Genomic DNA, 21,690 nt, shown 5'->3' with positions numbered 1-21,690 from the left:
GACGTGGTACGTGAACTTACTTGGCGTTCTCGTGGTCGCGCTGCGCGGCCTCCGCCTGCTGTGCGCGATCCTTCGCGGCCTGCGAATCCGGGCCACCGCCGGGGATCGGGTCCTTGCCCGCGGCGTGGCGCGCCACGAGGGACTCGTGGGTGGGGGCCTCGGGCACGTGGGCCGGGCGAGCGGCGTCGAACTCCTTGCGCAGCACCGGGACGACCTCCTCGCCCAGGATGTCCATCTGCTCGAGGACGGTCTTGAGCGGCAGGCCGGCGTGGTCCACCAGGAACAGCTGACGCTGGTAGTCACCCGCGTACCCGCGGAAGGACAACGTGCGCTCGATGACCTGCTGCGGGGATCCCACGGTCAGCGGGGTCTGCTCGGTGAAGTCCTCGAGCGACGGGCCGTGACCGTAGACCGGCGCGTTGTCGAAGTACGGGCGGAACGTACGCATGGCGTCCTGCGAGTTCTTGGCCATGAACACCTGACCACCCAGACCCACGATCGCCTGATCGTAGGAGCCATGGCCGTAGTACTCGTAGCGCTGGCGGTAGAAGTCCACCATGCGCTCGGTGTGCTCCTTGTTCCAGAAGATGTTGTTGTGGAAGAACCCGTCACCGTAGAACGCGGCCTGCTCCGGGATCTCCGGGGAGCGGATGGAACCGTGCCACACGAACGGCGGGACGTCGTCCAGCGGGCGCGGCGTGGCGGTGAAGCCCTGCAGGGGCGTGCGGAAGCGACCGGAGTAGTTCACGCTCTGCTCGCGCCACAGCCGGTACAGCAGCTGGTAGTTCTCCACGGCCAGCGGGATGCCCTGCCGGATGTCCTTGCCGAACCACGGGTACACGGGCCCTGTGTTGCCGCGACCCAGCGTGAGGTCCACGCGCCCGTCCGCGAGGTGCTGGACGTACGAGTAGTCCTCCGCGATGCGCACGGGGTCCGTCGTGGTGATCAGCGTGGTGGCGGTGCCCAGCTGGATCTTCTCGGTCTGCGCCGCCAGGTGGGCCATGAGGATCGGCGGGTTTGCGGGCGCCACGAACGGCGGGTTGTGGTGCTGGCCCATGGCGAACACGTCCATACCCACCTCCTCCGCCTTGCGAGCGATGGCCACGGTGGCCTTGATCCGCTCGTTCTCGGTGGGGGTCTTGCCGGTGGTGGGGTCCTGGGTCACGTCCCCGATGGTGAAGATGCCGAGTTGCATGTCGGCCTCCTTGGCTTGTGGTCGACGACGCCGCAGCGCGAGTGCCGCAGCTCCGTTCCGTAGGTCTTTCAAATTTGAACTACCTATATAATGCGCCGCCGCGGAGATTTATTCCAGGGAAAATATCCGAGTGTGGCGAACGGCACGCGGGCCTACAGTGGTGTCATGAGATCATCCATCGGGCGGCTGATCGCTCTCCTGGTCCTGTTTCTTGCGCTGACCGGGTGTTCGGGTCACTATCCCGCGGACCCGCACGGGACACTCGAGCACGTGACCGGCGGGGAACTCCGTGTGGGTGTCTCGCACAGTCCCCCGGAGACGGATCTCGGACCCAACCCACCCACGGGCACCGAAGTGGATCTCGTGCGGCAGTACGCCGAGACCGTGAGTGCTCACGTCACCTGGACTCCCGGCGGCGAGGAGGATCTGGTCAAGCAGCTGAAGAACGGCCACCTGGACCTGGTCATCGGTGGGCTCACGAAGGACAGCCCGTGGGACACGGAGGTGGGCATCACCCGCGGTTACGCCGAATCCACCGACGAGTTCGGCGACACCCGGAAACACGTCATGGCGGTACGCAACGGGGAGAACGCATTCCTCATGGACCTCGAAGCATTCCTCGCCGACCACGGAGGCAGGTCATGAGCGCGCAACACCACCCGGTGGACGACGAGCAACTTCCGCCGGAGATCACCCGAGCGCTCACCCGGGCCGTGCGCCTGGAATGGCTCACCATCGGGACCCTCGCGGTCACGGTGATCCTCGTGTTCCTCGTGCTGGGGAACTCGCAGGCCATGAAGACGGCATGGGTCGAGGACCTGTTGTCCTTCATCCCGCCCATTGCGTTCCTGGTCGGCGTACGGATCACCCGCCGCCCGGCCACCGCGAAGCACCCCTTCGGCCATCACCGCTCCGTGGGGATGGCCCACCTGGTCTCGGCCACCGCGCTGCTGGTCATGGGGACATATCTGATCGTCGACTCGGGCAGCAAACTCATCACGGCGGAGCACCCGTCCATCGGCGGGATCCAGCTGTTCGGCACCACGGTGTGGCTCGGCTGGTTGATGATCGGGGTCCTGGTTGTCACGGGCATCCCGCCGGTGATCCTGGGGCGCATGAAGTTGAAACTCGCGACGCCCTTGCACAACAAGGTGCTCTTCGCGGACGCGGACATGAACAAGGCGGATTGGATGACCTCTGCCGCGGCCACCACGGGTGTGATCGGGATCGGCCTGGGGTGGTGGTGGGCGGACGCCGTGGCGGCCATCGTGATCGCCATGTCCATCCTCAGGGACGGGATCACCAACCTCCGTGCGGCCGTGGCCGGGCTCGCGGATGCCCGTCCCACCACCGTGGACAACAAGGAGCCTCACCCGCTCAATGCGGACGTGGACGCCTTCCTCCGACAGCTGGAGTGGGCGCGCGTGGGTGCCGCACGCGTACGCGACGAGGGTCAGGTGTTCCAGGTCGAGGGATTCGTGGTTCCCCGCACCCCGGACGTCGCGACTCCCGATCGCCTGGACGCCGCCCGCAAACAGCTACTGGCCCTGGACTGGAAGATTCGCGACGTGGTGCTCATCCCCGTCAACACGCTTCCGCGGGTCCTGGAGGCCGAGGAGTTCGAGGGTCATTCGCACTAGATTGTTGAACAATCCTCCCGCGTGCGGCATTCTGGAACTCGGTACTGAGACGGAGGTCACGCATGACGGTCATCGATCTGAACAGCGACGTGGGCGAGTCGTTCGGCAACTGGCACATGGGCGACGACCCCGCCATCTTCCGTTCCGTCTCCTCCGCCAACGTGGCCTGCGGGTTCCACGCCGGGGACCCGGGCACCATGGCACAGACGTGCCGGGACGCGGTGGCCGCAGGAGTCACCGTGGGCGCCCACGTGGCGTACAGGGACCTGGTCGGTTTTGGCCGACGATTCCTGGACTGCTCCCCCACCGAACTCGCCGATGACGTGCTCTACCAAATGGGTGCACTCGAGGCGATGGCGCGCTCGGCCGGCACGACCATCAAATACGTCAAACCCCACGGGGCGCTGTACAACACGATCGTCCACCACGAGGCACACGCGCAGGCGGTCGTGGACGCGGTCAAGGCGTTCGGCGGTGACCTCCCGTTGCTGCTGCTGCCCGGTTCCGTGGCCCTGGACAAGGCCGAGCGGGCGGGATTGCGCGGGGTGGCCGAGGCATTCGCCGACCGAGGGTACACCCCCGAGGGCACGCTGGTCTCCCGCCGCGAGCAAGGCGCTGTGTTGCACGACGCCGCCCAGGTCACCGAGCGCATGATCCGCCTGGCCGAACACGGCACGCTGACCGCGGTGGACGGCTCCACGGTGCATCTCGCCGCCGAGAGCATTTGCGTGCACGGGGACACCCCCGGGTCCGCAACCATGGCCGCCGAGGTCCGCGCGGGTCTGGAGCGCGCCGGCATCACGATCCGGTCGTTCGTGTGAGCGGCCGCGACTCGACGACGCACGGTCCGGGCACCGCCCACGACGGCACGGGCGTGCCCTCCCCGGCCACTCCGCGAGCCGCCAACGTGACGCGGAGCGGATCCGGCGCGCCGCGCACCGCACCCCGGGACCGAGCCACCGCGCCTTCCACGTCCTCGTCGGCAGCACCCGACACGGCCACCCCGCCGCGGACGGGTCTGCGCTGGGCCGGCACGCGGGCCTTCCTGATCGAGTGCCCCTCGCTCGAGCACGTGATGCGGCTGCATGCCCACCTGAGTGCCCATCCGTACCCGGGTCAGCTCGATGTCCTGGCCGCCGCGGAGACCGTGTTGCTGACCTTCACAACTCCCGCCGCGGCGCGGAGGGCCGCGAGCGACGTCGTCGACATCCGGCTTGATTCCACCGAGCCGGCCGCGGGTAAGGACGTGGCGATCGACGTGGTCTACGACGGCGAAGACTTGGCCGCCGTGGGAAAGCTGACCGGGCTCGGCGAGCGCGGCGTGATCGAGGCGCACACGGGAACCGGCTGGACGGCGGCGTTCGGCGGGTTCGCGCCGGGATTCGCGTACCTTGTGGCCGACGGCGATCCGCTCGAGGTGCCGCGCAGGGACTCGCCCCGCACCGCGGTGCCGGCCGGGTCCGTGGCGCTCGCGGGACGCTTCTCGGCCGTCTACCCACGGCGTTCCCCCGGGGGTTGGCAGCTGATCGGTCACACGGACGCGCCGCTGTGGGACGTGGACCGGGAGGAGCCCGCCCTGATCCGACCGGGTGACACCGTGCGCTACCGGGCGGTGCGCGAACTCGTGGCGGTGTCCTCAGAGACGGCACTACCCGCGTCGCGCCGGGAGCGGAAACACGCCCTGATGATCGAGGATCCCGGGATGCAGTCCCTGCTCCAGGACCGCGGCAGACCCGGCCGAGGCGACCTGGGCGTGGTGGCCTCCGGCGCCGCGGACCGCGCGTCGGCCGAGCAGACCAACCGGCTGGTGGGCAACTCGCCCGAGGCCGCCGTGATCGAGACGCTGCTGGGTGGACTGTCGGTCACGGCCCGCGGGCACCACGTACTGGCCCTCAGTGGCGCGCCCACTCCGGCCCGGATCGAGGGACCCCTCGGCGGACGCGCCGTCACGTGCCACGCTCCGTTCGCCTTGTACGACGGCGAGCGCCTCACCCTGGGAGCCCCGGACAGAGGCCTGCGCACCTATCTGGCAGTGCGAGGTGGGATCGACGTACCCGAGGTGCTGGGGAGCCGCTCCTCGGATGCGCTCTCCGGGATCGGACCGGACCCGTTGAGCGCCGGTGACGAGCTCCCGGTTCTCAAGGCCGCCGCGGGCCGGACCGTGGGGTTGCCCGAACCGCCGGCGGTCACGCTTCCCACCCCCGGGGAGACCGTCACCCTGCGGGTGAGCCCGGGGCCCCGTGACGATTGGTTCACGCCGGAAGCACTCGAGACGTTCACCTCGCGGGACTGGGTCGTGAGTGAGCAGTCCAACCGCGTGGGGGTGCGCTTCGAGGAACCCCCCGAGGGCCCGCCGCTCGAGCGTTCCCGCGAGGGCGAACTGGCGAGCGAGGGCGTGGTGGCCGGTTCCCTGCAGGTCCCCCACTCGGGGGTTCCCGTGCTCTTCCTGGCCGACCATCCCGTGACGGGCGGCTATCCCGTGATCGGGGTCGTACTTCCGGAGGACCTCCCCCTCGCCGCGCAGCTACCCCCGAGCAGCGCGGTCCGCTTCACGTTCACCGATCCGCCCCACCCCGCATCCGACACCGCAGGAGACACACCATGAAGAAGGTCCTGATCGCCAACCGCGGGGAGATCGCGGTGCGGATCGCGCGGGCGTGCGCGGACGCCGGCCTGACCTCGGTGGCCGTGTACTCCGAACCTGACGCCGACGCCTTCCACGTGCATATGGCCGACGAGGCCTACGCCCTGCCCGGTTCCGCCTCCGCGGACACCTACCTGCATATCGACCGTCTGCTCGCCGTGGCTTCCCGTTCCGGCGCGGACGCCGTGCACCCGGGCTACGGGTTCCTGTCCGAGAACGCGGACTTCGCGCAGGCCGTGGCGGACGCCGGCCTCACCTGGATCGGTCCATCCGCCCGGGTCATCCGCGAGCTGGGCAACAAGGTCACCGCCCGGGCCATCGCCGTGCGCGCCGGCGCTCCCCTGGTTCCCGGCACGGACGGTCCCGTGGACGACGCCGCTGCGGCCCGGTCATTCGCCGAGGAGCACGGACTGCCCATCGCCATCAAGGCCGCCTTCGGCGGTGGTGGTCGTGGGATGCGCGTGGCCAGGACCATGGACGAGATCGATGCGGCGTTCGAGGCGGCGGTGCGCGAAGCGACGTCGGCGTTCGGGCGGGGCGAATGCTTCGTGGAGCGTTTCCTGGACAAGCCCCGCCACGTGGAGGCCCAAGTCGTGGCAGACACCCACGGTTCCGTGATCGTGGTGGGCACGCGTGACTGCTCACTGCAACGGCGGAACCAGAAGCTCGTGGAGGAGGCCCCTGCGCCGTTCCTGACCGATGAGCAGCGCACGACGATTCATGAATCCGCGCGCGCCATCTGCCGGGAGGCCGGGTACACCGGGGCGGGCACGGTCGAGTACCTCGTGGCCCCGGACGGGCTGATCTCCTTCCTGGAGGTCAACACGCGGCTGCAGGTGGAACACCCCGTCACGGAGCAGACCGCGGGCGTGGACCTCGTGCGGGAACAGTTCCGCGTGGCCGACGGGTTGGCGCTGAGCCTCACCGAGGACCCGTCACCGAACGGGCATGCGTTCGAGTTCCGACTCAATGCGGAGGACCCGGCCCTCGGGTTCCTCCCCACTCCCGGCGCGGTGGAGGCGTTCGAGGCGCCCACGGGCTCGGGGGTGCGCATGGACACCGGTGTGCGTTCCGGGTCCGTGGTGCCCGCCGAGTACGACTCCCTGCTGGCCAAACTCATCGTGTGGGGCGAGGACCGGCAGCAGGCCCTCGTACGCGCGCGCGCCGCGCTGCGGGAGCTCGTGATCCGCGGGGTGCCCACAGTGGTCCCGTTCCACCGGGCGGTCCTGGAGGAGCCCGCGTTCACGTCCCCGGACGGGATGGGGGTGTACACCACGTGGATCGAGGACGAGTTCACACGCAAGCTGGAGGCCTCCCCGTACGTGGCGCCCGGGGCCGGCGAGCGCACCACGGTCACGGTGGAGATCGACGGGCGCGCCCATCAACTGGGCCTGCCCGCAGACCTTGCCGCCGCCCTCCTGGGTGGCGGATCCGTCGCAGGTTCCGGGTCTGATTCGGCATCCGGGGGCGCCGAATCGCGGTCCGGTGAGACCGCGGGGGCGGGGGCAGAAACCGGGGCGGCGTCGTCGCCCCATGAGGACTCGGCAGGAACGAGCCTGGTGGCGCCCATGAACGGGACGATCGTGACGTGGGCCATGCAGGACGGCGCCGAGGTGGTCGAGGGCGACACCGTCCTCACCCTGGAGGCGATGAAGATGGAGACGCCCGTCCGCGCTCATCGCTCCGGCACGCTGACCCGGGCGGACCTGGCGGAGGGGTCCGCCGTGCGCAAGGGGCAGACGCTGGGAGAGATCGCGTGACGGCCGTCGAGCCGCGCGAGAACGCCCAGGCGAGTGCCCAGGCGGGCGCCCAGGCGGCCCGGCAGTTGCGCGCCCGCATCTCGAACGGCCAACTGCCCCCGGGAGCGAAACTCTCGGAACAGGCCGTGGCCCGGGAGCTGGGGGTCTCGCGCAACACCTTGCGCGAGGCGTTCACCATGTTGGCGGCGGAGCGCCTCGTGGATCGGATCGCGCACCGGGGTGTGTTCGTCGCACAGCCCGACGCCGACGACGTCCGCGACCTCTACGCCGCCCGCGGCGTCCTGGAGCCGGGCACCATGCTGTGGGGTGCGCCCGATCCGCAGTCGCTGTCCCGGCTGAGTGCGCTCACCACCTCGGCGCTCGCCGCCCGGAATGCCGGGGACGTGCCGGCCATGGCGGATGCGAACCAGGGCTTCCACCGGGAGCTCGTGGCGTCGTCCGGTTCGGCGGAGCTGGTCGCGGTCATGGATCGGTTGTCGGCGCGGATGCGGCTGGTGTTCCACGCGATGTCCACGGATCCGCAGTTCCACGCGCGCTACGCGGTGCGCAATACCCAGGTGCTGCGATCTCTCGAGTCCGGCGACCGTGACCGGGCCGTGCACCTGCTCAGGGAGTCCCTGACCGCGGCACGGGACGAGATCCTCGCGCACCTGACCTGACGGGTCGGGTGGGCGGGATCAGGACCAGAGCTTCGCGAGGCCTGCCAGGGAGTTCCACGCGAGATACACCGTGAGCAGCCAGGCGAGGACACCCACCACGAGCAGCCACACCGGGTAGCGGTAGCCGTGCAACAGATCCCTGCGGCGCCATGCGACCCACAACAGGATGGCGAAACCGAAGGGCAGGATCAGGGCGTTGAACGCACCGGCGAAGATGAGCAGGGTCTGCGGTGCCTGGCCCAGGAAGAGGTAGACCACCGCGCACACCGCGATGAAGGCCACGGTGAGCAGGTTCCGGGTGCGCGGTTTGCCCTGGGACGAGGTCACGAAGGAGATGGACGTGAACGCGGCCCCGATGACCGAGGTCAGCGCCGCGGCCCACAGCACCACACCGAAGATCCGTACACCGATCTCACCGGCCGCGGCACCGAAGGCCTCCGCCGCCATGTTGTCGCTCGTGAGGGAGACCCCGCCGGCCACCACGCCGAAGATCGCGAGGAACAACAACACACGCATCACGCACGTGACCAGGATGCCCAGCACGGAACTGCGCGTGACCTCCCGGACGCTCTCCGCACCGGTGACTCCCGAGTCGATCATGCGGTGCGCGCCGGAGTACGTGATGTACCCGCCCACCGTGCCGCCGATCAGCGTGGTGATCACCAGGAGGTCGATCCGCTCCGGCAACACCGTGTTCTTCAGCGCCTCCCCCACGGGCGGAGCCGCCACGATGGCCACGTACAGCATGAGCAGGATCATGACGGCGCCCAACAGCACCACGATGCGGTCCAGCGCGAGTCCCGCGCGCTTCGACAGGAAGATCAACACGGCGATCGCGGCGGAGATCCCCCCGCCGATCTTGGGATCCAGGCCCACCATGGCGTTGAGGCCCAGACCGGTTCCCGCGATGTTGCCGATGTTGAAGACCGCACCGCCCAGGAAAACCAGCGCCGCGAGCACCGCCCCGGCACCGGGCAACACCCTCCCGGCCAGTTCCTGCGCCCGGCGACCCGAGATCCCGATGACCCGCCACACGTTCAGCTGCACGGCGATGTCCACGAGGATCGAGAGGAGGATGGCGAACGCGAAGGCAGCGCCCAACTGCACCGTGAAGACGGTGGTCTGGGTGATGAAACCGGGCCCGATGGCACTCGTGGCCATGAGGAACATGGCCCCCAACAGGGCACTGCGGTGCCCGGTGGTGCGCTGGGGCGTTTTCCCGCCCTCGGTCACGGACTCGCCGGGCTGCGGGCTGGGACTGACAGAGGACATGCTTCCATCCAAGGGGTCACGCGAGCGGGGACACATTCGTGCAATGAAGGCAGCCTATAGGTTGTTCAACAATCTGCCCAGCGAATTTTGGGACAACTGACGGCGCGGCGGCAATGTTCGAGGCATCCCCAGACCATGCCCGAGATTCTGGGTAGCGAAAAGCCACTTCGGACGGACCGAAGTGGCTTCTCGATGCCTCGATTTCCATTAACGGCTTCGCGCTGCCTCAGCAGTTGAGGAGCGGCTCACCCTCCGCGGGTGCGGCGCGCTCAGCGCAGGATCGGCAGCTGCATGGGATAGCGGTACACCACGCCCCGGCCGGCCCTGACCGCGGCCATGATGTGGCACACGAGCAACAGGACCCAGTACGCGGCGATCAGCAGCAGCCCCAGGGGCGAGAGGATCACCGTGAACAGCAGGATCCAGCCCACCAGGTTGACGAGCCACATGGTCACGTTGAAGTTGAACGCGCCCGCGGCGGCCGACCGCAGGAACGGGCTCTTGTCCTTGTAGACGAACCACACGATGAGCGGGCCCAGGAAGCCGAGCCAGCCCACGGAGACGACCGCGGCGATCGGGCCCGCGAGGTGGGTCAGCACGGCCACGGTGCGCTCGTCATCACGGGGCCCGGAGGAACCCGCGCGGTAGCCGTTGGGACCCTGGGCGTGCGGGCCGCCCTGCGCGTACTGCTGGCCGCGGGGGTCGGGCCCGCCGGGGCCCGTGGGTCCCTGCGAGCGGTAGTCGGGACGCGGTTGCTGCGGTTCGTAGCTCATGTCATCTCCGTGGTGTCCGAGCCGGGAAGGCTCACTGGTCGTGTCCTGGCTCCAGCCTAGGAGGAGGCGCCGTTCGGCACGGAGGGGTTATCCGCAGTCTTGGAGAGGGGTTTCTCCCCGTCGGATGCCGCGGCACGGGCGCTGTGCTTGCCGCCGCCGGCAGAGCCGCGCAGACCCACCCACTTGTCGTAGCCCCAACCGCCCAGCACACCCACGAGCAGAGCGAGCGCGAGCATGACGAACAGTCCGATGACCCCTGTGGTGAGACCGGCCTCCGGGATCGCGTCGAAGAACAGCGCGGAGCGGATGGACGTGAAGATGTGATGCAAGGGCTCGATCGGGGCGATCGCACGGAAGAACCCCGGAACCGCCTCCAACGGGACCACGGCGCCCGCGGAGGGCAGGCCCATGAAGACGAGGTAGGCCAGGCACAACAACATGCCCACGCTACCGCCCACGGAGATCAGGGCCAGGGCGATGGCCGAGACCGTGGACATCGCGAGCCACCCGAGCAGGAACACGAGCAGCCCGTGGGGAACGGGCATGCCCACGGCGGAGGCCACCCACATCATGAGCGCGGACGCGGGCAGTGCCGCGACCACGAACGTCAGCCACTTCATGAGGAAGCCCACCGGGCGGGGCAGCACGGCGCGTTCGTAGTCCTTGAAGAACGGGCCCATCTCGAAGGGCGCCATGCCCATCCGCGCATCCATGAGCAGGTTCAGGGCAACGGACCCGGAGAACCCCACCACGAGCAGGAGGATGGAGTAGTAGAAGGCGCTCATCCCCAGCGCAGTACCCTCCTGGAGGTCGTTGTACGGCTTGGAGACCATGGACACCGGGTCGGCCAGGGTCTTCTTGGCCACGGAACTGACCGTGGGCGAGAGATTCTGGGCGATCTGCTCCGCGGAGCCCTCCTGGGCCTTCTGCACCTGCTGCGCGAACTGCTGGACCTCGGGACCGCCCTGCGCGGCTTGGCGCTGTAGCTGCTGGGATTGTTGCTGCTGGGACTGCTGCAGTTGCTGCAGCACCTGGTTGTATGCCTGTTCCTCGGCGGGAGCCACAGATTCCGAGAGCTGCTCGCCGAGCTTCTTGCTGGCCTCGCGCACGCCGGGCTCGACCGCCCCCGTGGCCAGTCGGGTGCCCAGGGAACCAGCCTGCGGGTCCGTGTAGACCGTGACCTCGGGGCGCGCGGCCTTATCCCGGGTGAGGGACCCCTCGATGAGACTCACGGTGTCCTCGGAGAAGGACTCGGGCACCACCACGGCGGCGTAGAGCTCACCGCGATCCAACTGTTCCCGTGCCTCGTCGATGCTGAGCTGCCGGAGGTCGATCTTGTCCTCCTCCGCGGCCTTGTCCGCGAACTTCTGGACGAGGTCCTTGCCCAGGTTCTCCTGGCTGGCCTTGCCGTCGGCCTGGGGCACCTCCGCGCCCTTGTCCTGGTTGACCACGGCAATGGGGAACTCCTTAAAGTGCTTGTCCGGGCTGGACAAGCCTCCCAGGTAGAGGGCGGTGCCGATCACGCCCACGGCGATGATCGCGAGCATGGGCAGCAGCCAGAACCCGGCCTGGCCGAAAGGCCGTCCGAGTCGGGCCCGGAGGGAGTGGGCGGGAGCGTGTTTGGGTGTCACAGGTTTCTCCTGGCGCGAGGAATGCACGACGTGTCTGGGGGTTCCTGATCACGATACACTGATGTATTGAGATGTGACGACGAGGCGATGGATACGTGAGCAACCAGACAGACGCACCCGCTGCACCCGCTGCGGACCTCTCGGAGGGCCCGCGGTCCGTCACGAATGACCCTGCCACACAGCAGGCCGCGCGGGACAGGCGTTCCCGCAGCGCCACGCGGCTCAAACTGATCCGCAGCGCCCCGGCCGTCTTCGCGCGGCAGGGGATCGACGGCGCCTCGGTGAGCGACCTGTGCGCGGCCGCCGGTTTCACGCGCGGTGCGTTCTACTCCAACTTCGAGTCCAAGCGGGAACTCGCGATCCTCGCGTTCGAGGACCTCGCCACCCAGCTCGTGGACACCCTCGGCACGGAGCTGGACCACTGGCTCGGCTCGGGACTGGACGTAGAGGACGTGGTCACCCGCATCATCGAGGGCGTCACGGACCAGGTGGCCAACGTGAACCAGCAGGCCCTGCGCGTGGAGCTGTCCCTCGCGGCGTTCCGCTTCCCCGAGGTGCGCCAGCAGATGGCACCCATCCGCGCGCGGGTCTACCGCGCCATCGAGCAGGCCCTCGTGCGGGTCGCGCAGACTCAGCGCCTGGAGTTCCTGGTTTCCCCCGGGGACGTGGCCCGCATGCTGCTCACCAGCTACTCGGGCCAGCTCGCGGACCACATGGCCATGGGCGGCTCCGGGCACGGCGCGCAGCAGGTGATCCCCACCATGTGGCTCGCGTTCACGCGCCCCGCCTGATCCCCGACCCCCTGCTCCTCGGGGTGCTCGTCCTGCTGGTGGTCTTCCGCAGTTCAGAGCAACTGGCGATCGTCTACGGATTGGCCGTGACGAGCACGTTCCTGCTGACCACCACGCCGTTCTTGGTCTACGCGCACCCCAACACGGTCTCCGCTCCCCTCGCGCTGAGCGAGAATGCCCAGTTCAACAGGGTCATCCACGAGAAGGTGTTCATCGCGCACGGTTCCCGCCAACGTCCCGCACATGGCACCTCAGGACGCAGTCACGCTGGATCGCACGGGTGCGGAGTCCGATCACATCACCCAGTTGACCCTGCACTACGAGTTCCTGGACGACCCGGACGTCCCCGCCGGCCCGCGGATCGCGCGTGACCAGGGGGTGGACATCGCCCCGGACACCGCCCCCGGAAGCCCCGCAGCCGCGGGACGACCGGCGGCGATCGAACGCGAGCCGGACGGACCGGTCACACCACGAACGGCAACACGAACAACATAGTGAGCGACCAGATCAGGTGGGTCACGATCCCGGGGACCAGGGAGCGCGTGCGCTCGCGCAGGTACCCCACGAACGCGCCGAGTGCGGCGGCAGCGAGCGCAAGCAGGGGGATGCCGGCCAGGGACGTGACCGCGGTATAGGCGATCGTGGTCACGAGGATCCGGCGGCCCCGCGGGAGCACGCGCCACAGCGCGCCGCGGTAGTAGGTCTCCTCCGCGACGCCGTTGACCGCGGTGGTCAGGGCCACCATGAACAAGCTCCCCACGCGGGCGTGGTTGAGCAGTTCGTGGACGGGCCCGGCCAGGAACGGCACGAACCGCACCATGAAACCGCCCGCGACGAAAAGGGCGGCCAGCAGCAGACCTCCGATCACCGCGTCCCGCAAGCCCTTGGGGGTGACCTTCCAGGGCAGGCGCTCCCCCGTCATCCGCACGGCGATCGAACTGCCCATGATGTATACCCCCGCGAGGATGAAGGTCGCGGGGGTGAACCACGGGTCCCCGGCGGGGATGCGCAGGGACCACGCGAGACCTGCGGCGGCCAGGAGGCCCGTGATGATCACGACCCACACGGTGCGCTTGCGCGTGGCCTGGGTGGCGTCCCCGTAGGGGCTGACCCGGTATTCGCTCACATCATCACTTCCTGCGCCGATTGAGTGCTCGGAGGGTGTTGGTCAGGACGGCGGCGAACGCGGTCCAGCCCGCGTACGGGCTGAGCACAGCGCCCTTCTCGGGGGACACCTTTGCGCTACGGCGCACCAGGTCCGCGCTGCTGAGTGTCAACAGGACAGACTCCACGGAGGACGCGGTGAGCTGCTTGCGGTGGAAGAACAGGATGCTCCACCCGGCGTTGAGCACCAGGTTGGTCCCGAGCGCGGCGATGTAGGCGCGCTTCTCCTTCTCCTGCTTCTTCTCCCCGAGATCCGCGATGGACAGGGCCCCCACCGCGGCGATGTCCGCATACAGAGCCGTCCATGCCACGGGGAACAGCCAGGCCGGGGGCTGGAACGAGGGCTTGCGCAGCGTCTTGTACCAGCGCGAATTGGGATCGGTCGCCAGGGAACCGACCACCGCCGTGGCCGTCACGGCCCCCGCGGTGGTCAGGAAGACGCGCCGCCACCGGCCGAGGTCCTCGTTCTTCACGGCGGCGCGCACGGCATCCGCGAAGGGGGTGTGACCACCCTTTGGGGCGCCGATGTAGTCGTCCAGGTCCCGTTCGTGCAGCACGGTGTCGTGCTGGAGGCTACCGATCAGCGGCCGCACGAGCTTGGTCTTGACGGGGGTCATGAGCCCGATCCAGTACGCCGCGAGGTTCGCGGTGGTGACGGGCGCGGTGAGCATGAACCGCCCGCCCTTGCCCACAGCCCGGGCGTACTGGTCCAGCATGTCCGCGTACTCGATGGCGTCCGGACCGCCCACATCGAACGTGCGGTTCACGTCCGACGGCAGGTCCGCCGCCCCCGCGAGGTAGTGCACCACATCCGCCACGGCGATCGGCTGGATCCGGTTGCGCACCCACTGGGGGGCGATTGCACCCGGCAGTCGCTCGGAGAGGTGACGGATCATGATGAAGGACGAGGACTCGTCCCCGATCACCACACCCGTCTGGAGCGCCGCAGTGGGTACCCCGGAGTCCATGAGCGCCTGCCCCACCTCCACGCGCGAACGCAGGTGATCGGACAGTTGCTCGACCGGCTCGTCCGTGGGGTGCAGTCCCCCCAGGTAGACGATCCGCTGCACATGGGCGTCGTGGGCGGCCCGCGCGAACGTCTCCGCCATCTCCACTTCTTCCTGTACGAAGTTCTCGGAGTCGCCCATGGAGTGCAGCAGGTACCACGCGACGTCCACGTCCTTCAGGGCGCGGGCGACGTCGCTCGCGTCCGAGGCGTCCCCCTCCACCACTTCCGCGCGGCCAGGTTCGGCGCTCTGCCCACCGGGGACGACAGCGTCCCCCCAGGGGAGGTCGCGCACCTTCTCCGCACTGCGGCTGAGCAGGCGCACCCGCCACCCCCGCTGCAACAGTTCCTGGGCCACCTGGCCGCCAATGTATCCCGTGGCTCCCGTGACCAGGGCGAGCCGTGCGGTCTCAGTCATGCGAACTCCCAACCGTGAACGATCCGTGGATGACCGCGGCGGCCACCCCATCCATGTCGATCGTATGCTGAGCATCCCACGCCATCCACGGGCAGGGCTCCGTCACCCGCGGACGTCCACGTCCTCGAAGATCAGGAACGTCTGCGTGTCCACGACCTCCGGCATGGGCTGGATGCGGTCGAAGATCACATCCCGCAGTTCCGCCGTGCCCCGGGCGCGCACGAGGAGCATGACGTCGAACGTGCCACCCACCAGTGCGATGTGCTGCACCTGGGGGATCTTGCGCAGCTTCACGCACAGGGACGGCCACGTGTTCTGCTTCAACCGCACTGTTACGTATGCCGAGGCCTCAAGCCCCGCCCGCGCGGGATCGATCACCGCGGTGTAGCGCAGCACCACGCCCTGTTCGTGCAGCCTGCGGATGCGCTCGTAGGCGTGCGCGCGGGAGATGTGGACCTTGGCCGCGAGCGCGGTCACCGATTGCCGTGCGTCCGCCGAGAGTTCCTCCAGGATCCGCCGATCCGTGTCGTCCAGTTCGGGGCGCTCCCGCTCCGCCATCCGGTACTCCTTCTCTGTCATCGTGCCCCGCGGTCTCTCGTCATGGGCCTCGCGCGCCATGACCATGGGCCTCACGCCCCTTCGCGACGGCCCGCGTGCTCCGGGGCGACGACGCCGCGCCGAGCGCCGTCGTCACCGGTCGCGACGCGGTAGACGAAGCAGCATGACGCACGTCACTACCAAGCATATTGTCCATGAGAGCGTCCCAAGATCACCGTTCGTCCACAAATTCCCCCCGGTATGGAGACGGGGCGGCCGAATTTTCCATACTGTGCGGACGATGTGTCCACCCCGCCCTTCGCTGCGCGCTGCCGCGGAACGAGGTGCCGGGCACCACCGAGTTCCACACAGAGAAGAAAGGGACGCGCCATGAGCGAGCCCACCTCCGCCGGTGGCGAATCCGCCGCCCAGGAGCACACCCCGCCCGTGAATCCGGCGGTGGAGGCCTCCAAGAACTTCGGGATCACCCCCGAGCAGTACATGCTGCCCGCGAGCAGCGAGATCCGGTTGCTGAACCCCGACGGCAGCGCGGTCCCGGAGTCCGAGCAGGGTCAGGAGCCCGGCCACGAGTACCCCATGCCGGAGAACTCCCGCCTGCTGGACGCCTACGAGAAGCTCGTGGTGGGCCGGCGCATCAACGACCAGAACATGGCGCTCGTGCGCCAGGGCCGCATGGCGGTCTACCCGTCCAGCCACGGCCAGGAGGCCTGCCAGGTGGCGGCTGCCCTGTGCCTCGAGGACGACGATTGGCTGTTCCCCACCTACCGTGACTCCGTGGCCGTGATGTCCCGCGGTGTGGATCCACTGGAGGTCATGAGCACCTACCGCGGGGACTGGCACGGCGGCTACGACCCCCGCAAGTACAAGGTCTCCGTCCAGGCCACTCCGCTGACCACGCAGCTGCTGCATGCCGTGGGCGTGGCCCACGCCGCCAAGCTGCGCGGCGAGAACACGGTGACGTTGGCCATGTGCGGTGACGGGGCGACGTCGGAGGGGGACTTCCACGAGGCCCTGAACTTCGCGGCCGTCTTCCAGCTGCCCGTCCTGTTCCTGGTGCAGAACAACGGGTACGCGATCTCCGTGCCGCTGTCCTCGCAGACGCGCGCGCCGTCCCTGGCCCACAAGGGTGTGGGCTACGGGATGGCCAGTGAGCGCGTGGACGGCAACGACCTCGCGGCGCTGCTCTCCGTCCTGGGCCGCGGTGTGGAGCTGTGCCGCCAGGGCGGCGGTCCGCTGCTCGTGGAGGCCATGACCTACCGCATGCAAGCGCACACCAACGCGGACGACGACACCCGTTACCGCGAGCGCGACGAGGTCAGGGAGTGGGTGGCCAAGGACCCGATCACCCGCATGCAGCGCTACCTCTCCGACCAGGGCGTGCTGGACGACGCCGCGTCCCAACGGATCTCGGAGCACGCCGAGGCCATGGCCCAGCGGCTGCGCGAGGCCATGGCCTCCAAGCCGGAACTGGATCCCCAGGACCTGTTCCGCTTCGTCTACCACGAACCCACGACCCAGTTGCGCGAACAAGCCGCTCAGCTGGCCGACGAGCTCTCCCGAGAGGAGGCGTGATGAGCGTTTCGAAAGTCAGTTTCGCCAAGGCGCTGAACACCGCACTCGCGGACGCCATGGAGGCGTCCCGGGAGGTCGTGGTCTTCGGTGAGGACGTGGGGACCCTGGGCGGGGTCTTTCGCATCACGGACGGGTTGACCGCGCGCTTCGGCCGCGAGCGTTGCTTCGACACCCCGCTTGCGGAGTCGGGGATCATCGGCACCGCGGTGGGCATGGCCATAAACGGCATGCGCCCGGTCGCGGAGATGCAGTTCGACGCGTTCGCGTACCCCGCGTTCGAGCAGGTGGCCTCCCACGTGGCCAAGATGCACAACCGGACCCGCGGCAAGCTGCCCATGCCCCTGGTCATCCGCATCCCCTACGGCGGTGGCGTGGGCGGTGTGGAACATCACTGCGACTCCTCCGAGTCCTACTACGCGCACACCCCGGGGCTGAAGGTCTTCACCCCGGCCTCCGTGACGGACGCCTACGTGATGCTGCGCGAGGCGATCGACTCGCCGGACCCCGTGGTGTTCTTCGAGCCCAAGCGGCTGTACTGGTCCACCGCGCAGGTGGACCTGGACGAGCTGCGCTCGCAGTACGAGAACGGGACGCTGCCGCGCCGGGAGGGCCACGCCGTCGTCGCCCGCGAAGGCAGTGACGCGACCCTGATCAGCTACGGGCCGTCCGTGCCCGTGTGCCTGGCCGCAGCCGAGGAAGCCGCCCGGGACGGGATGTCCGTGGAGGTCGTGGACCTGGGCTCCGTGGTCCCCTACGACGACGAGACCGTGGCCGCCTCGGTCCGCAAGACCGGGCGCGCCGTGGTCGTGGCCGAGGCCCAGGGCTTCGCGTCCGTGGCCTCGGAGATCGCCGCGCGCACCCAGGAACGCTGCTTCCACTCGCTCGCCGCACCGGTGCTGCGGGTCACGGGATTCGACATCCCCTACCCCTCGCCGTCCTTCGAGCGCCACCACATCCCGAGCTCCGAGCGCATCCTGGATGCCCTGGACGACCTGCAATGGGAGGACTGACCCGTGAGCATCAATGTGTTCAACCTGCCCGACCTGGGCGAAGGGCTCACCGAGGCGGACATCCTCCGCTGGCTCGTGGCCGAGGGTGACACCGTCACCATGGACCAGCCGATCGTGGAGGTGGAGACCGCCAAGTCGGCCGTGGAGGTACCCACCCCGTTCGAGGGCGTGGTGCACACGCTCCACGGCGCCGAGGGCGACACGCTGCTGGTGGGCCAACCGCTGATCTCCGTCTCCGACGGCATCGAGGCCCCGGAGTCCGCCGCGGGTTCCGGCTCCGACGACGCTCCGGAGCCCACCCACGGGGCCGGGTACCGCGAGGAGGAGCTCGCGGGCACCCGCCCGTCGGCCGAGCTCTCCGTGGACGAGGCCGATCCCACCGCCGGTGAGGACGAGGAGTCTTCCGGCAACGTGCTGATCGGCTACGGCACCTCCGCCGCGTCCTCGTCCCGCCGACGCCGCCGCAAGCGCGGTGCCGGTGCCGACGCCGCCGGGCAGGCCCACGAGGCGCTCGCCGAGGCGCCGCGGCTGGCCCCCACGGTGATCTCCCCGCTCGTGCGCAACCTCGCCCGGGAGCACGGCGTGGACATCGCCGCCCTCCAGGGCAGCGGCCCCGGCGGTCTGATCATGCGCAAAGACGTCCTCGCGGCCATCGACCAGGTGGACGACCAGCGGATGCGCGCCGACGCCGCCGGGCCGGCCCCCACGGGCCTGTCCGCCGCGGAGCCCGCGGCCCCCGCCCCCGCCGGCCTGACCGCCGCAGGAGGTGCGGCACCCCAGGGCGGTGCCGCGGCGTCGTCGTCCCCGGCGGCCGCCGGGACCGACTCCCGCACCGGGCTGCCGATCGCGTCGCAGGAGCCCGTCAAGGGTGTGCGCAAGACCATTGCGGACGCTATGACCCGCTCCCGCACGGAGATCCCCGAGGCCACCGTGTGGGTGGACGTGGACGCCACCGAGCTGCTGAAGCTGCGCTCAGAGCTCAAGGCCAAGGACCCGGAGAACACGCCGAGCCTGCTCGCGCTGATCGCCCGGTTCACCGTGGCCGGGCTGCGGAAGTTCCCGCAGCTCAACGCCCGCGTGGACACCGGCGAGGACGGCTCCCGGACCATCACCCGACTGCAGGGCGTGAACCTGGGCCTCGCGGTGGAGTCCGAGCGCGGGCTCATGGTGCCGAACCTGCGCAACGCGGACCAGCTCAGCGCCATGGAGCTGACCGGCGCCATGCGGGAGATCATCCAGGTGGCCCGCTCCGGCAAGGCCAGCCCCGCCCAGCTGAGCGGCTCCACGTTCACGCTGAACAACTACGGCGTGTTCGGCACGGACGGCGCCACCCCGATCATCAACCACCCCGAGGCCGCGATCCTGGGCATCGGGCGGATCATCGACAAGCCGTGGGTGGTGGACGGTGAGCTGGCCGTCCGCAAGGTCACCACCGTGACCATCGCCTTCGACCACCGCGTGTGCGACGGCGGCGCGGCTGGCGGCTTCATCCGCTTCGTGGCGGACTGCATCGAGAACCCCGTGGGGGCGCTCACGCAGATCTGACCCGTTCGGGTCCCAGGGGACATCAACCGCGCACCGGCCACCGGTTCGCGCGGAGGGGAGCGCGACGGTGCCCGGGCTTCGGCCCGGGCGCCGTCGCCGTGTTCCGGGGCCGTTTTTCCGGGGCCACGCTCCGGGGCCGTGTGCCATCGCTGTGCTCCGCGGCCGCGGCCTGGCGCCGCACTCAGTCGACGCTTTCCGGGGCCGTGTGCCGGGTCTATCCTGCGGGGGGGGGGGCGCCATAGTCACGAGGCACACCCGGTGACAAGAAACCGTCCCGTGGACCACGGGCACCCCGCGGGGTCAGGTCGCGGCGGAACCCAGTTCCCGCTCCGCCCACGCCCGCAGGCGCTCCACCAGGGCCGGGGGCAGGCCCCCTCCGGCCATCGCGTGCTCGGAGCGGGTGCGGGCGGTGCCCATCATGCGGGCGACGGCGCGCACGGAGCCGGAGCGCTCGAGCAGCTGGTGGGCGTGAGCGGCGTCGTCGTCCGTGAGGGTGCCCTCCGCCGCGCGCTCGCACAGGGAGCGCCACGCGGGGCCGTGGGGGCCGGAGGCCACGAACGTGCCGAGCACCGTGGGCCGGTCCGCGCGCAGCAGCTCGCGGGCTCCGTGGCCACCCTGCGTGTGGGCCGCGAGGCGCAGCTCCTTCGCGAGCCCGTGCGCCATGCCCAGGGCGCGTCCGGTGTCCGCCAGGGCGTTGACGTGCTGGGTGGGCGCCCCACCCAGCACGGCGCCCGCGCGCAGCGGCGCCTCGTAGCAGGGCACGGCGCTGCCGATGCGCAGGGTCTCCAGCACCTCACCGTGCGAGACAGTGGCCGCACGCTGCGTGAGCTCCCCCAGGATGCGCTCTCCCGCGGCGGCGTGGAACACGGAGTGGTCCAGGATCTCCAGGAGTTTGATGAGCCGCGTCTCCGGCGCGTGGGACGTGGCCACCATGCGGTAGGCGGCGGCCAGGGCGAGTTCGCTCGCGAGAGACGTGTAGTGGACGGGGTCCTCGGCACCCCCGGAGGGAACGCCCCCGGCGCCCGGCGCCGTCGTGCGGGACGCAGCGGGCGACGTCACACTGATCGCGGTCCCGGGGCTCACACCCTCACCGCGCAGCAGCAGAGCGGTGTTCAGCAGCTCGAAACCGGCCGCCACGGCATTGAGCACGGGACGGGTGGGGCGAGCGGGGTAGGCCTCCACCGCGGCCATGACGAGATCCTGCTGCAGACCGTTCCCGGCATAGGCGACCTCCGCGACACGGGCCCAGACGCGCTCGTAGCCGGGGCTGAGGTCCGCGGCCCTGCGGCGGGAGTGCTCCAGGAACCCGCGCACCGCAGTGGCGGGGGTGAACTCCTGGGACCTGCGCCCGGTTCCGCTGCTGGTGTAGGAGGAGGTGGGCGTCATGAGTCCATTTCAGCACACCCCAGCCACCACCCCTTCACGAAGGCCTTCACGTCACACCAGCCTCGATTTCAATATTTGATTTTCGTTCTTGCATTTTTTTATTCCAACGCTTTGTTAGGAACGGGCTGGAGCGTACACATACCGACACCACCCGGCTAGATACGGGCATTGTCAAGCCTAATACGATAAGTGTAGTTAAAAAAATTCCATCGCTCGCGGTATTCCGATACACAATAATCGTTAGTGTTAATACAATCTCAAGCCCCAGCCCCAGCCGAAGCAGCATGGCGCCAAATCGATTAAATAAAGAGTCCCAATACGGGAATGCGGCGAATGTAAAAAATGTCACACCCACCCAAACACTCCAGATTATTATTGGGGCAACCCAAACCCATGGGTTTGACAATTGAGTAGGGGAAGCGAATAACATAGTTACACTCAAAGCCAGGGGCAGTAAATAGGTGCAGATTACAGCGAGGTACCTTTTGAATCGCAACCCGCTTACCCCCTCCCTCGCCTGCACCTCATGCTCCATGAGGGAGATGCTGTAGTTCAACTTTTTTTCCTGGATAGAATTGGCAAATCTCTTATATCCACCAATAAGGTCAGGGTCGTTCATGGCCACAGCCATCCATATACCTGACATTCCAAGAAGTAAAGAAAATG

The 21,690-nt window shown here is 68.9% G+C and carries 20 protein-coding genes and 1 pseudogene; 12 read left to right on the top strand and 9 right to left on the bottom strand.

What is annotated here, in order from left to right; translation table 11 throughout:
* Positions 1-16: 16 nt before the first annotated feature.
* Positions 17-1,195 carry an LLM class flavin-dependent oxidoreductase gene (locus Q9R22_RS12335; RefSeq protein ID WP_098055323.1) on the bottom strand — a complete coding sequence of 393 codons (1,179 nt, stop codon included), beginning with the start codon at positions 1,193-1,195 and terminating at the stop codon, positions 17-19.
* Between the two features lie 165 nt (positions 1,196-1,360).
* Here Q9R22_RS12335 and Q9R22_RS12330 point away from each other — a divergent pair, with 165 nt between their 5' ends.
* From Q9R22_RS12330 to Q9R22_RS12305, 6 genes are all read left to right on the top strand, one after another.
* A complete protein-coding gene (locus tag Q9R22_RS12330; protein ID WP_131333673.1) occupies positions 1,361-1,840 on the top strand; it encodes a transporter substrate-binding domain-containing protein in 480 nt (159 codons plus the stop codon).
* Complete coding sequence (locus tag Q9R22_RS12325; RefSeq protein ID WP_131333674.1) at positions 1,837-2,835, top strand: cation transporter; 999 nt, start codon at positions 1,837-1,839, stop codon at positions 2,833-2,835. Before Q9R22_RS12330 ends, Q9R22_RS12325 begins: the two co-directional genes overlap by 4 nt.
* 62 nt (positions 2,836-2,897) lie before the next feature.
* Positions 2,898-3,656: a 5-oxoprolinase subunit PxpA gene (locus Q9R22_RS12320; protein WP_311254279.1), complete on the top strand. Its 759-nt coding sequence runs from the start codon at positions 2,898-2,900 to the stop codon at positions 3,654-3,656.
* On the top strand, positions 3,653-5,440 hold the full coding sequence (locus tag Q9R22_RS12315) for a 5-oxoprolinase/urea amidolyase family protein (RefSeq protein ID WP_242670509.1): 1,788 nt from the start codon (positions 3,653-3,655) through the stop codon (positions 5,438-5,440). Before Q9R22_RS12320 ends, Q9R22_RS12315 begins: the two co-directional genes overlap by 4 nt.
* A complete protein-coding gene (locus tag Q9R22_RS12310) occupies positions 5,437-7,239 on the top strand; it encodes a biotin carboxylase N-terminal domain-containing protein (protein WP_131333676.1) in 1,803 nt (600 codons plus the stop codon). The genes Q9R22_RS12315 and Q9R22_RS12310 overlap by 4 nt, the downstream gene beginning before the upstream one ends.
* Complete coding sequence (locus tag Q9R22_RS12305) at positions 7,236-7,898, top strand: GntR family transcriptional regulator (protein ID WP_131333677.1); 663 nt, start codon at positions 7,236-7,238, stop codon at positions 7,896-7,898. Before Q9R22_RS12310 ends, Q9R22_RS12305 begins: the two co-directional genes overlap by 4 nt.
* A gap of 18 nt (positions 7,899-7,916) precedes the next feature.
* Here Q9R22_RS12305 and Q9R22_RS12300 read toward each other — a convergent pair whose 3' ends face one another.
* From Q9R22_RS12300 to Q9R22_RS12290, 3 genes are all read right to left on the bottom strand, one after another.
* Positions 7,917-9,170 (bottom strand): NRAMP family divalent metal transporter, encoded by a 1,254-nt coding sequence (locus tag Q9R22_RS12300; RefSeq protein WP_242670511.1) that lies wholly within the window; start codon positions 9,168-9,170, stop codon positions 7,917-7,919.
* Between the two features lie 269 nt (positions 9,171-9,439).
* Positions 9,440-9,943: a DUF4870 domain-containing protein gene (locus tag Q9R22_RS12295; protein WP_131333678.1), complete on the bottom strand. Its 504-nt coding sequence runs from the start codon at positions 9,941-9,943 to the stop codon at positions 9,440-9,442.
* Positions 9,944-9,999: 56 nt separating this feature from the next.
* On the bottom strand, positions 10,000-11,574 hold the full coding sequence (locus Q9R22_RS12290) for a DUF3533 domain-containing protein (RefSeq protein WP_131333679.1): 1,575 nt from the start codon (positions 11,572-11,574) through the stop codon (positions 10,000-10,002).
* A 95-nt stretch (positions 11,575-11,669) separates the two neighbouring features.
* On the opposite strand from Q9R22_RS12290, the gene Q9R22_RS12285 reads away from it, so the two are divergent.
* The 3 genes and pseudogenes from Q9R22_RS12285 to Q9R22_RS12280 all read left to right on the top strand — a co-directional run bounded on the left by Q9R22_RS12285 (position 11,670) and on the right by Q9R22_RS12280 (position 12,860).
* Positions 11,670-12,365, top strand: a complete 696-nt coding sequence (locus Q9R22_RS12285) for a TetR/AcrR family transcriptional regulator (protein ID WP_131333680.1) — start codon at positions 11,670-11,672, stop codon at positions 12,363-12,365.
* Positions 12,338-12,448, top strand: a pseudogene (locus tag Q9R22_RS13345) (hypothetical protein); the annotation flags it as partial. The gene Q9R22_RS12285 and the pseudogene Q9R22_RS13345, both read left to right, overlap by 28 nt.
* 160 nt (positions 12,449-12,608) lie before the next feature.
* Positions 12,609-12,860 carry a hypothetical protein gene (locus tag Q9R22_RS12280; protein WP_311254278.1) on the top strand — a complete coding sequence of 84 codons (252 nt, stop codon included), beginning with the start codon at positions 12,609-12,611 and terminating at the stop codon, positions 12,858-12,860.
* Here Q9R22_RS12280 and Q9R22_RS12275 read toward each other — a convergent pair.
* The 3 genes from Q9R22_RS12275 to Q9R22_RS12265 form a co-directional block, all read right to left on the bottom strand.
* Positions 12,829-13,491 carry a CPBP family intramembrane glutamic endopeptidase gene (locus Q9R22_RS12275; RefSeq protein ID WP_131333682.1) on the bottom strand — a complete coding sequence of 221 codons (663 nt, stop codon included), beginning with the start codon at positions 13,489-13,491 and terminating at the stop codon, positions 12,829-12,831. The genes Q9R22_RS12280 and Q9R22_RS12275 overlap by 32 nt on opposite strands.
* A 4-nt stretch (positions 13,492-13,495) precedes the next feature.
* Entirely contained in the window at positions 13,496-14,953 is a 1,458-nt protein-coding gene (locus tag Q9R22_RS12270; RefSeq protein ID WP_311254277.1) for a tryptophan-rich sensory protein, read from the bottom strand.
* A 102-nt stretch (positions 14,954-15,055) separates the two neighbouring features.
* Positions 15,056-15,511, bottom strand: a complete 456-nt coding sequence (locus Q9R22_RS12265; protein ID WP_131333684.1) for an Lrp/AsnC family transcriptional regulator — start codon at positions 15,509-15,511, stop codon at positions 15,056-15,058.
* Between the two features lie 369 nt (positions 15,512-15,880).
* Between Q9R22_RS12265 and Q9R22_RS12260 the strand changes: the two genes are divergently transcribed.
* From Q9R22_RS12260 to Q9R22_RS12250, 3 genes are read left to right on the top strand one after another with little or no spacing between them, the layout of a single operon-like run.
* The gene (locus Q9R22_RS12260; protein WP_311254276.1) at positions 15,881-17,083 is read left to right on the top strand and encodes a thiamine pyrophosphate-dependent dehydrogenase E1 component subunit alpha; all 1,203 of its coding nucleotides are present in this window, start codon (positions 15,881-15,883) and stop codon (positions 17,081-17,083) included.
* Complete coding sequence (locus Q9R22_RS12255) at positions 17,083-18,093, top strand: transketolase C-terminal domain-containing protein (RefSeq protein ID WP_311254275.1); 1,011 nt, start codon at positions 17,083-17,085, stop codon at positions 18,091-18,093. Before Q9R22_RS12260 ends, Q9R22_RS12255 begins: the two co-directional genes overlap by 1 nt.
* A gap of 3 nt (positions 18,094-18,096) precedes the next feature.
* On the top strand, positions 18,097-19,638 hold the full coding sequence (locus Q9R22_RS12250) for a dihydrolipoamide acetyltransferase family protein (protein ID WP_311254274.1): 1,542 nt from the start codon (positions 18,097-18,099) through the stop codon (positions 19,636-19,638).
* 300 nt (positions 19,639-19,938) lie between these two features.
* Here the strand turns inward: Q9R22_RS12250 and Q9R22_RS12245 are convergent, their stop codons facing one another.
* Together Q9R22_RS12245 and Q9R22_RS12240 are read right to left on the bottom strand one after the other, a co-directional pair.
* On the bottom strand, positions 19,939-21,024 hold the full coding sequence (locus Q9R22_RS12245) for a hypothetical protein (RefSeq protein ID WP_131333687.1): 1,086 nt from the start codon (positions 21,022-21,024) through the stop codon (positions 19,939-19,941).
* Positions 21,025-21,070: 46 nt separating this feature from the next.
* Positions 21,071-21,690: hypothetical protein (locus Q9R22_RS12240; protein WP_311254273.1), on the bottom strand; the 620-nt coding region annotated here is incomplete at its 5' end.

Origin of the sequence: Kocuria sp. PD6, assembly GCF_031844145.1 — a bacterium.
In the GTDB taxonomy this organism is placed as follows: domain Bacteria; phylum Actinomycetota; class Actinomycetes; order Actinomycetales; family Micrococcaceae; genus Kocuria; species Kocuria marina.
This window is presented reverse-complemented; position numbering and strand designations above follow the sequence as displayed.